5 protein-coding genes are annotated in these 11,516 nt (G+C 67.6%); 2 read left to right on the top strand and 3 right to left on the bottom strand.

Translation table 11 applies throughout. The features are described 5' to 3' along the window. Positions 1–642: PIN-like domain-containing protein (locus tag ACL02O_RS23630; protein ID WP_412820329.1), on the top strand; the 642-nt coding region annotated here is incomplete at its 5' end. 74 nt (positions 643–716) lie between these two features. Here ACL02O_RS23630 and ACL02O_RS23625 read toward each other — a convergent pair. The 3 genes from ACL02O_RS23625 to ACL02O_RS23615 all read right to left on the bottom strand — a co-directional run bounded on the left by ACL02O_RS23625 (position 717) and on the right by ACL02O_RS23615 (position 9,786). Continuing rightward, a complete protein-coding gene (locus ACL02O_RS23625; RefSeq protein WP_412820328.1) occupies positions 717–4,025 on the bottom strand; it encodes a hypothetical protein in 3,309 nt (1,102 codons plus the stop codon). 293 nt (positions 4,026–4,318) lie between these two features. Next, a complete protein-coding gene (locus ACL02O_RS23620; protein WP_412820327.1) occupies positions 4,319–6,112 on the bottom strand; it encodes a phospholipase D-like domain-containing protein in 1,794 nt (597 codons plus the stop codon). Positions 6,113–6,117: 5 nt separating this feature from the next. After that, positions 6,118–9,786, bottom strand: a complete 3,669-nt coding sequence (locus ACL02O_RS23615) for an AAA domain-containing protein (RefSeq protein WP_412820326.1) — start codon at positions 9,784–9,786, stop codon at positions 6,118–6,120. Positions 9,787–10,728: 942 nt separating this feature from the next. On the opposite strand from ACL02O_RS23615, the gene ACL02O_RS23610 reads away from it, so the two are divergent. Continuing rightward, positions 10,729–11,502: a hypothetical protein gene (locus ACL02O_RS23610; protein WP_412820325.1), complete on the top strand. Its 774-nt coding sequence runs from the start codon at positions 10,729–10,731 to the stop codon at positions 11,500–11,502. Positions 11,503–11,516 lie beyond the last annotated feature (14 nt).

The raw sequence follows: 11,516 nt of genomic DNA, 5'->3' as shown, positions 1-11,516 counted from the left end.
ACCCGCTATGCGAAGGAGCAGGGCCGGGACCTACTGATCGTGACACGCGACGAGAAGGACGACTGGTGGTGGCGCCAGCAAGCGGACTTCGTCGGGCCTCGACCTGAGCTAACTTTGGAGTACCACGAGCTAACAGGGCGACGCCTGTTCCTGATGCGTCCAGCCGACCTGCTCGCGCGTGCCTCAGTACTGGAGGTAGAAGTCGATCAGGCGTCGTCTGTCGATGCCGGGCGCGTCGCGGATATTGATATCGGGGAAGAGAACACCTTCGAGCCCTGGACGTTGGATGCCTTGACTGCACTTCTAGAGCGCCTCGACCAGGAAGCGCCGGTGCAAGCGGCTGCCCTACGGCTCGCGACGCCCGAGCGGGGCGGTCGCGTCAACCGAGAGAAGGTCTACGAGCTGGGTGGCTACGCCGACGACCGCATGCTGCGCGGCTTCACCAAGCCATTCCGGCGGTTGACGGCGGCGCTGCAGGGTGAGGGCGAAATTCCGGCGGGAGTCGCGCCGATCTTCGTCGCCCGCTATCCCGACGGCGTCAAGACGTCCTACTTCAGCGTGCCGGGCGAGGTGCCAAAGTTGCTGGAAGAGCTGTCCCCTGAGTCACCTGGCGCCCACGACGGGGCACCATTGCCCAACTAATTGGACTCGCATTGACCAAGCATGACGGGCCACGCGTTGCTGTGAGGATGTGCGGGAACCGATCGTCAGGCCCATCAGCACCCTGCAGAAGGCTCGGACCTCGTTATGACTTCCCGTACGGCATGATGGCGATCGGCGGCGAGCTCGGCTAGGACGGCCGCCCCGATGGGATCGGTGGCGAGTTCGGCATACCGGCGGGCGACCGACGCGCGGACCTTCGGCGACGGGTCAGCGGCAAGCTCCGCCGCGAGTCCCATCGGTCGGCTCGTCGAGCGTTCCCAGACGCGCATCGCCAGCGCCCGCACGTCGGCCAAGCGGTGGCCGGCGAGCCGGACCAGGGCCGTGTCCGAGTTGGCGAGATCCGCGAGCGACCACGCGGCCGCGATGCAGTCGCGGTCGTTGTCCGAGCGCAGCAGGGGCTCGGCGGCCTCTGCGATTCGCGCCGCCAGACCCTCGTCGCTTAGGCCCGGCTCCGCGTCGACGGCGGCGGCATAGAGCCGGCTCGCCGCGTCGACCGCTGCGGCCTGCACGGTTTCCGGCGGGGTGTTCCAATGCGAGGCCGCTAACGGGTCGGTGGTGAAGGCGAGCGCATCGAGCGGGTGGCGGTCGACCTCGGCGGACAGCTCAAGGAAGACGCCTGCAATTTCAAGCGCCCGCGCGGGTGGCATGACGTCGCGAAGCAGGGCGATGGCGCGGACCGCCTCCGCCCGGCCCTGCCCGGGTGCGAGCCTGTCGGTGGCCAGCCCAAGCAGCTTGCTCACCACGGCTTCAGCAAGGTTCGTGACGTCGCCAGCCGCGACCGCCGCGAGTCGCGCCCGCTCGTCATCGGGCGGGCCGTCCGTGGCATCACCGATCGTACGTTCCAGCTCGAGCGGCGCGTCGTCGCCGTCTCCATCGCGTACCAGCGCCCGCACCAGCCGAGCAGTGTCCTCGCAAAATTGACTGATACCCACGATGTTGGTTACGCGGCCGACCGGTTTGAGCAGCAGCCGGTACGCACACTCTCGCGCGCTGCGGCGCGTCTCGGCCGTCGCAATCCCCCAGGCGGTGAGCGTCTCAACGGCGCCGTGGTCGCCCCGTGCCGCACACGCTCGGATGTCTTCCGTGATGGCCGAGAGGACGTCGGAAAGCTTGCGCACCACGAGCCAGAGTTCATCATCAACATGCTGCAGCGCGACCGCCCTGCGGAAGGAATCGACTACGCGGGCGGCGTATCGCGGGTGACGGGCGACGATGCGGCCGGCGATCAGCGCCGCCTCCTTTGTCTTGCTCGTAGCGGAGGTCAGGCCCGGCTCCGCGAGATCAAGCAGCGCCGCGGCCCGCGCCTCGTCCACTCGGAACGCGAAACGGGCCAGCGCATCGAACGCGGCGGCGGACGGCGTCTCGATTGGGGCCGAGGTGTGCCAGATCGCCCGGGCGGCCGGGAGCAGTAGTTCGACGACCTCTGCGACCCGGTCATCAGGGACCAGGTCGTGCTGGATCGCCAGCACGCGCATGGCGGCCGCCGCAGCCCACGGCGGCCCCGACCGGGTGATCGCCAGCACGTCGATCCACTCGTCGGCGGCTTCGGCCCGCGATGCGGCCACCTTGCCGTGCCCAGCTATGACAGCGATGACGGCGGCGAGTGCGTGCCTGTCGGACTTGTTGAGAACGTCGGAGAGCAGCCGCAGAGATTTCCGCTCCCCGCTGATGTATCCGCCGACGCGCTCCTGGAGGACACTGCGGCGGGCGTCCTGGATCGCGCCATGAAGGCGGCCAGCCTGCAGGTCCTCGAGGGCACCGAAGTACGCGTCGTGGCCGCCCTCGAGGAAACTGCGCCGGTTCGGGATGCCGGCGATAATGTTGGACATTTGGGCGATGTCAGGGACCCCCACCAGGAACACCGTCTGCTCGAGGCTGAACATTGCACTGCGGGCGTCCCCGCCGTACCCAGCGCGAATTGACTCCATAAAGCTGCGGCGCCACTGGTCCACCGACGCGTCCACATCCCCTGCGGCAGCGTACGCGCGGGCGCAGCGCGCGTGAGCGAGCCCTGCGGCGTGCGGCGGCATCCGGCCAGCGCTGGCGTCGGCGACGATGGTGCCATACGCGGCCGCCACGGCGGCGCCGTTCTGCCGCTGCCGGTCCAGACCCACGTCAGCCAGGGCGCAGCGCAACCGGCACCGCCAGGTCCGGTCCCGCGTGATCTCGCCGGCATGCCGTCCGTGGCCAAGCAGCCGGTCCAGGAGGTCCGCGGCATCTGCCAGCAAGGGCGTGCCGATCCACGACGCCGGCGGGGTCGTGGTGAACAACCCGTCGGTGAGGGCCTGCTCTAGCGCTACGCAGGTAAGGACGGTGTACTTGGGGTCGTCGGCGTCGCGCAGGACATCGAGCGCCTCGACGATCCCCGCCAGGTCAAACACGCCGCCGTACCACTCACGCAGCGCGTCCATGATCACTGAGCGGGCGACACGAACCTCGTCGTCCGCCAGCCGCGTCCGCCAATCCCGCAGGCCCCTCGGCTCGTGCCATGACCTCCGCAGGAACCGTTCGAAGGCGATGCCCCACTCGATGTCGAACGCCTCCGCAGCGTGGCCGCCGTCGAGCAGCACGCTCCCGGCCTCCTGCAAAAACATATCGGCGTGGCCAGGGTAGCCGGCGGCGCGCAGCTCGCCGGCCACACTCGACAGCAGCTCGCTGGCGTTCTGTGGCGCCTCGCCGGCGAGCTGCCGCGCCCGTGCAGGCACATCGGCGAGGCCGAGCTCCTCCAGCGGGTCCTCTAGCAGGCCGAACGGCGACGGCGTGCCCGGCGACGGCTCTGGAGGATCGGTGCCGCAGAAGGCGCGGACCCATTCGGGGCCGAAGACCGCATGCACCAGGCCGTTGGCGTCACGCAGTGCGCGGGAAAGGTGCTCGGCGCCGTAGACGTCGACGTCCAGGCCGTGCGCTGAATACTCCTGCCGCATTGATTGCACCGCATCCGTGAGGGCGGTATCGCCGTCGATCGGCGCGGAGGTAACGAGGATGAACCGGCTGGCGGCGAACCGCCGCGATGGTAGGCCGGCGGGCTCCTCGGCGGGCCGGCCGGCGTAGAGCTGGAGGGCGTCGCGGATCTGTTGGAAGGTGATCGTCTGGAACCGCTTGGCCTGGTAGACGACCGTGACGCCGTCCCGGGCTGTGCCGACCACGTCGAGGCCGTACTGCTTCTGCCCCCGCCGGCCGTAGAGGTGCACGTTGCGCAGGCCCTCGACCAACCACGCGAATTCCACCACCACCCGCTCGAAGACCTCCGGCGAGAGGTCGCGCAACGGCAGCTGCGTCTCCTGCACCATGGGTACGCGCAGGGCGCCACGCTGACGAGCCCCGAAAACCCGGGCCAGCGGAACCTTTTCGACCTTCGCCACGCCCACCTCGGCAATTACTCCCGACCAACAGCGAGTCTCAGGGTAGCGCTGGTTAACCCTGGGCTGGCCGGGCGAAATGGGGCATGGCAATTCCATGGCACCACTCCCCCTCTAAGGCGTCGCGCCACGGAGGTCGGACCAGGCAGGATCAATTGCACGGTTGGCTTCTGCGCGCCGTTGGCGTCCCGTTAGGAGCCGCCTCCACGGACAAGGCCACTGGCTGGCCGCCGTTACAGACGGCCCGGCAAATCCGACTGCTCACCCCTTGACGAGGAGTGAGCAAGCAGCTGCCATCAGGCATCTGCCGATGCGCGCTCCCACGCCCGTTCCCCGACATGCCCCTCCACACAGAAGCCGATACTCGACCGGGCCTGATCACCGCACGTCACCAGCCACTGCCCGTTGACGGCGAGCAGCCGCTGTGACCGCGCCGGCGGTGGCGCTTCTGCGACCTCAAGTGACCACGAGTCTCCCTTGGGGCGAAGCGTCCGCCATCCGTCGGCGCCGCCTATCACCCGGTAACGCCTGCCGACTGCATCGGGCAGGTGGGCTAATTCGGCTACCAGACGGTCACTGTGCTCGTTCGGATCGGTGCGCAAGTACCGCTGTCCCGCCTCGGCGGATAGGTTGGCGTGAAACGCCGCCTGCTGCGGACCGACTAGGACAATCACCCGGCCGTTGCACTCCACTGACGGGTTGTCCGGGCAGGCGACCCCGACGGTCTCCTCGTTCGACGCCTGCGCGGTGGCGGCTTCGCCAGCCCACTGCTCGGCGAGGTGCTTCCACCGATGTGCAGGCAGCGCACCCTCGTTCGCTGGAAGCTCCTCCCACCAGCCGGCGCAGACCCGGGCCAGCGCCGCCACGACCCCTGGATCGGTCAGCCGCACTGCAGGCCGGAGCTCGCCGTCGCGCTCTGCCCCGCCGAACAGCCCCGCTCCGATGGCGGCCACTGGCCCGTCCGCCGTGATAGTGATCATCATGTCCGCGACCCGTTCCGCCCGCCCCCGGTTGAACTGCACCTTGCCCGGCAGCGAGTCGTCGGCCCGGATCGCGGTGATCCGTCGCTGGATGGTGTCGACCGCCGCCTCGTCCTCGCATGACCAGAGCACGTCGCAGTGCACCCCGCGCCGGCGCAGCGCGATCGCCGCGTCCTTCGTGGCGACTGCGGTTGGCTCGTCCAGGTTTCCGGCGACGATCAGCACACTGCCCTCGGCCCGCGCTAGGAGCTCCTCCGCCATGGTACGACCGTGATCTCCCCGCAGCGTCAAGTCGGCGCACGTCACAAATTCCTGGGCGTACGGCTCGGCCCAGTGTGCGACGGTCGGGACGTCGTCGATCACGGCCTCCGTCGAATCCTGCATGACTCGCTGCAGCTCGGCCTGGAACGCCGGGTCGGCCTCAAACTCCTCGCGCCGCTCGCGGGCCTCCTCGCAGATCATCTGCGCGAGGTGCTGCCACCGGTAGGGCAGGCCGAGCACTTTGCCGCTGTCTAGGTCCACCCGCACCGGCAGGTAGTGCAGGTCCTGGCTCACGCGAGCCGCCGAATCGATCCACCGCACCCGCTCCTGATGTTGGTCGGAGCGGGGCAGCAGCGGTTCAGCCTCACCACCGTTGATCCTCGTACGGATCACGCGCGGCTGCAGCGCCTCCTTGTGCACCGCCTGGTTGGCGGCCCGGCGCAGCGCCTTCACCGTAATCAACGGCACCTCTGAGACGCGTGCCATCTGGCCCGTCAGCCGCTCCCGGACGATCTTTGCGTGCACGGTGCGCACTCGCAGATTGCTCGGCCGCCGCCCGGACGCGACCGTCGCACGTCCCTGCTCGGTCACCAGGTAGTAGATCTCGGAGCCGCGCTGCTCCATCGCGACCCACCCCTCCTGGATTAGCGTCACTAGGCCCTCGGTCAGGAGCCGGACATGGACCTTGAAAATGTCCCCGAGTTCACGTGAGGTGCGGCCGCCCGTGTCCGTCGACCCGTTGATCGCCTTGAGCAGCAGCGCCTCGAACTTGCTGTACGGACGGCCGTAGGCGAGCTGGTAGGTGACCACGTACATATTCAGCGGCACCAAGGTCCGGACCATGGTCATGATTCTCACTTCCCAACAGAGAGCTCAGGACGAACAAGGGCGGCCGGGGGTTCATATCCGGCCAGGTCGGCCGGTATCAGCACGGCCCGTCCCTCCTTGAACCACGCTTCCAGCCGGTCGACCATCAGTGCGAGGTGCTGCAGCGACGCCCACTGCTGCGGGTCTCGTGAGACGTAGTGGACCTGCGAGCGGAAAAACTCCCACGATCCGACCAGCACCAGCAGCCGCTCGGCACGGGAGATGAGCACGTTCATGCGCTGCGGCTCGACGAGGAATCCCAGTCCTGCCCCGCTGGCGGCGGTGTTGTTGCGGACCAGGCTGATCGCAATCACTTCGGCCTGGTTGCCCTGGAAGGAGTCGACGGTGAAGAAGCCGTCCCTGGCCTGCGTGCCGGTGTCGTACTGCGACCGCTGCGGGTCTGGTGCCAAGCGCAGACCTGCCTCGGCGAGCATCTCGCGGAACTCCGGCCCGTCGAGATATTGGCGCAGATAGCCGACCTGCTGCGCGTACGGCGAGAGGATTGCGAGGTCCAATGGCGGCTTGTTGTCAGAGCGCAGGGTGCGTAGGAACCGGTCAAGCGCGAACGCCTCGGCGGGGTTGCGGTACTTCGGGGTGCCGTGTTCCATGGCCCGGGTTTGGTCGGCGGACGCCATCGGCAGGTCCAGCCACACTATGGCCCGGCCGTCTATCTCTGCTGGAGCGTGCAGGTTGTGCAGGATGCCAGGCTTGGGCTGGCCGGTGTCGGGATCACGGGTGTAGTGCGAAAGCCTCCCCTTGTAGTAGACCTCGGACACCAGCTCGCCGATGTCTGGGTGCATCCGGTGCTGTCCGGTAAGTAGCCCCTCCTGCGGTTCGTGATAGGCGCACAGCTTGTGTAGCTGAGCGAACAGCCGCAGCCAGCGCTTGCAGTACTGCTGGAATTCCCCACGCTGCTCCGGGGTTCGGTCACGCCAGCCGAGCAGTACCTCCCGGTCAACGTTCTTGTTTGGCGCCGGCAACGCCTCGAGGGCGGCAACGGTCGAGCTAAGCTCCGCCACCGCCTTTTCGTAGTCCTCGATTCGGTACGGCGACAACTGCCTCGGGTCGCCAATGAGGAGCCAGCGATGCCCGAGGAAGAGCGGCAGGGCAAGCTCGAAGCCGTGGACCTTGCCCGCCTCCTCCACGATCGCCCAGTCATAGGACACCTCCCCTGCCAGTGCCGCCAGGTCGCCATCCCCCGTCGTGCTGTAGGTGATGCTGGCGCTGCGTTTGACCAACTCGCGGAACTCCTTCGGAGTCGAGGCATCACGGATGTTGAGTTCCGTCACCATCCGCTTGCAGACGGCCAGCCATTCCGCCTGCACGGGCGAGGCGGCGCCGGCGGGCTGGACGGCCTCGATCCGGTTGATTGTCTGCTCCAACAGCTCCCGGGTCACTTGCTGTTCCGAGCCCTGCTCCTCAACGCTGAGGCCGCCGGGCTGGTCCGGCTTGGCGCGACGCAGCCGGATCGTCAGCGGACGGCGCTCCTCAGAAACGTCGGCGAAAGCGTCCTGTTCGACCTTGGCTCGTAGCACGTCGACCGCGTGGTGTGCCTGGGCCGTGATGAGCACTTGGGCGACTGGATCCTCCTCCAGAATCTCCCGCAGGAGCCAGGCAACCATGTGGGTCTTGCCGGTGCCCGGAGGTCCCTGGACGGTGTAGATCGGCCGGACGCCGAGTATTGTCTCGATCTGCGTAAGCTTGCTCGAGTCGACGGTCTTGGATCCCAGCGGGACCGGCAGCCGCACCGGACCGCTGTCCATGAGCACCTGTCCCGGCGTGGTCAGGCTTTCCAGCAGGTACGTGTGCTTGGCGAGCTTGGCGATCGCTTCCTTACGCCGCTTGATCTGCAGCACCTGGCCGCCGAGGCCCTTGGTCCGCAGCACGTGCACGTCGCCGACCTGTGGCATTTCCGGCAGGTCTTGGTTCGGCGTCAGCTTCGCGGTACGTCCGGGTATGTCGACGCTGTGCACCACCCACTCGGGATCCACCGGCCGATCCTCAATGCTCTCTGAGTTTGGCGAGCAGAGCTGGATCAGGTTGCTGCCTGGCTTGCCGCTGTGCTTCTCACGGAATAGGAACTCCGCCATGCCGCCGTCGATGGCGAACATCCCCGACGGCGGGTGCTCTCGAACGATCTCGCGCACCTCGACCTGTGTGCAGCTGCCGTCCTCCTCTTCAACGTCGACAACCTCGCAGCGGAACAGTTCCGCGTCCCTGACGAGGATGTCGACCTGATTGGTGATGCGCAGGAAATCACTGAAGCGCTCCTGCTCCTCGCGCCGCTCACGGGCCTTATCGACGTGCGGCAGCAGGGCCTCCCACCGGGCCGAAGCGGCGAGGCGCGAGCCAAGGGAACGCCGGTCGCGGGTGTTGAAGAACTCCAGCTGCCCCGCCGGGATGGTCACCTGGTTCGCCGCTGCCGCCGACAGATAGTGGGAGGTGCCGGTGCAAAAGGCATTCTGCCAAGTCGGCTTGCCGTCGACGTCGCTGAACGAGGGGCCAATGATCAGATGCATCCGCTGGCCGGAGAGCATGTACTTTTCGCGATTGGGCACGGGTGTCAGGGTGGCGCCGTCGGCGAAGTCCTTGTACAGGAAGGTGTGTAGCGCGCCGCGATGGTCCGCCCGCTTCGGGTCGAACGTGTCGCCCGGTTCCATTTGCAGCAGGTCGCCAAGGCCGCGGTCGATGCAGTCGGCCACCAGCCGGGGGTTAGCCGGATCGATGATAACGATGTGCCGACGGGAGGCGTCGTCGTTCTGCCCCGGATCCTGTAGGGCGCCGATGATCTCCCTGATGGTCGCCGAGATGTCCGACTGATGCCGCAGCCGCGTCGCCGGGTCCTCGGCGACTAGCCGACTGATAAAGTCGACCTCCAGCGCGGTGAGCTTGCCTTTGGGCTTTGCCAGCAGCTTCAGGACACCGCGGTACCGGTCCCAGGGAGCGACGGCGGGCGCGTCAAGGTGCTCGATGTTGAGCATGCACCGGGCGGCGAGCATCCCGAAAGCGAACCAATCGGCGTCCGGCCCGAACGGAGCCCGCCCAGCGAACGCCTCCGGGACGGTCTCCCAGCCGACCCGCGCCGCTCGCGCCGCCGGCCTGCCCAGCCTGATGCTCCATTCGAAACCGCCAAGACGGGCCGACTCAGGCCCCTCGCCCGGCTCAAGGAAGACCGACTCAGGCACCACGTTGCGATGCACGACCTGCTGGTCGTGTAACAGTCCCAGCCCGTCCGTAAACCGTTCGAGCATCTGCCAAAGCGCGATCCGGTCGTCCGGCCGCCCACTCAGCCACGCATGGTCCCCGCGCTGCACGCCGAGCAAGTTGGCCAGATTCTGCAGTCCCTCGGTCTTGAACACCATCACGAAGCAGCGGGCGTCATGATCAATGCCCACGTCGCGCAGTTGCAGTAGCGACTCCTCTGAGCCGGGGGTGCTGCGCACGCGGTACAACGTGCGTAGCTCGGCATCCCACAGCGCCCGTTGCACATCGTCGGGCCGGTCGTCGGTAAACGGCCAGGCCTTGAGGAGAAGGGGCTTGGAGACCTCCTCCTGGTCCAAGGCGCCCCAGAGCCCGCCATCGCCAGCCCTAGAGATCTCCGAGCCGATCAGCTTGTAACGACTGTTCAACAGCAGCACACCGGTCTGGAGACTCACACCAACCCCCAACGTCGGTTGATCTAGGTCCTAAATGTATCCAGCGCCGGGCGGAAGAACAGTCCCCTGAAGGTAGCGGCTAGCTCAGGCAGACCCTCGCGCCAACCGAGAACCTCCGCGGCCCGCTTCAGGGCGATGTCACGGCCCTGGGTGTTTGCGTAAGTGACCGCGCAACTGGCAGCAGTTCCGACGGACAGCGGGTGGTCACCGAGCGGGAGCAGTGCCGTGATGTCGTCACGGCTGAGGCGATCCTTGCCGTTAAGCAGCGGACGTCGTCGCGGAGAACCGACAGCGTTAGGCTCGCGCTGGTCCGACGAAGGGGCAATCTGGTGGCATTTCGAGCCGCGCACCGGCAATGGGGAGCGGTCTTCGCGTATCTGCCGGACCTCGGATGCGGGCAGAGCTGGAAGGCGGTGTGGAAGGCACGGCCTCCCGCTCCGTTGATGTGTGACGAGTGCGGTCATGCAATGTATGCCAAGGTCGCCCGTACGGGTTTGCGCTTCTTCGCCCATGCCCCTGACGCTCCGACCTGTGCTTGGGGCCAGGAGTCTGAAGCTCATCACATCCTCAAGCGGGAGCTGGCCCGCGCGGCCCGAGACGCCGGCGCGTATTCCGAATTCGAGGTGCGCTCGCCCAGCGGCGCCTGGCGGGCGGACGTGCTCGCGAGTGGCTTCGGCGACGCCGGGAAGTTCGCGCTCGAGGCGCAGCTCGCCCCATCACGGAGACCGATATCATCGCCCGCACCAAGCGGATGCTGGCCGATGACGTTGGGTGCTGCTGGTTCACCGACAAGCCGCGGCCGCCGTGGCTGGGGGCCGTGCCATCCGTGCGTCTCGCTCCAGCCGAAGGCGGAGGGCTCGCCGTCGTCGAGGGCCGGCGCGGTTCACCAGTGGCGGCTGGGACTCCGCGCCGGTTTTGCCGCTCGCCCGGTTCCTGGAGTTGATGTTCACCGGCCGGGTGATCCCGCACGTGCCGCGGGTTCCGCTGCGGCATCCGCTGCGACCCCTGGTGGTGGTCTGGACAGCTCCTCTATATGTGCGAGTTGAGCGTGACCATCTCGCGGAGGGGCAGCGGCTGCGGCGCCGCCCGGCAGCGCTGCCAGAGACACGGGAAAGCCGACGAGGCCTCATCACGGAGAAGAATGCCGCCTCACGGGCAAAGGCGCTGTGGGAGGCCGTTGCGGCTGAGACGGCGGCACGCGACCACCCGGTGGCTGCGAGTATCCGCGAGCGTGTAGTCCGCGGTCAGGATCTGGCAGCCGCCATTACGCTGATGGATGCCGAGTACGGAATCCAGGTGAGCGTGGGCTGGAGTACCGCGGATCCCCGGTATGCCGGCGGGGTGGTACTGGTCGACGAGCACGGCACCCCGGCGGCTGTTTTCAACCCGGATCCGGAGCGGGTCCGGGGCCAGGCGTTTCTGCTGCTGGCAGGGATGCTTCTGCTGTTCCCGACCTATCTCGGGCAACGGATGTTCGAGTTTGCCACGGCGAGGCTCAAGTGGACGCCTGCCGGTGGGTACCGGATGGATTTCCTCGCGGGGCGCCCCTGCGCCTGCGCCGCACCGAAGCTGGTGGTCAGGATCGCGGGCGAGGAGCACCTCGCGGAGCCCGGCTCCGAACCGAATTCTGGCCCCGCGCTCTACCGGGCCCGGTGCATGGCGTGTGGGGGTCTGTATGAGCAGCCCTGGCGCCGCACCCGTGTCGGTTGCGCGTAGTTTGTCCGTGACGT

It is taken from the genome of Micromonospora mangrovicola (assembly GCF_047200535.1).
GTDB lineage: Bacteria > Actinomycetota > Actinomycetes > Mycobacteriales > Micromonosporaceae > Micromonospora.
This window is presented reverse-complemented; position numbering and strand designations above follow the sequence as displayed.

Excerpts from the sequence above, each read along its gene's own strand:
- ACL02O_RS23620 (WP_412820327.1), bottom strand. The coding sequence starts at position 6,112 with ATGACCATGGTCCGGACCTTGGTGCCGCTGAATATGTACGTGGTCACC.
- ACL02O_RS23610 (WP_412820325.1), top strand. The coding sequence starts at position 10,729 with ATGTTCACCGGCCGGGTGATCCCGCACGTGCCGCGGGTTCCGCTGCGG.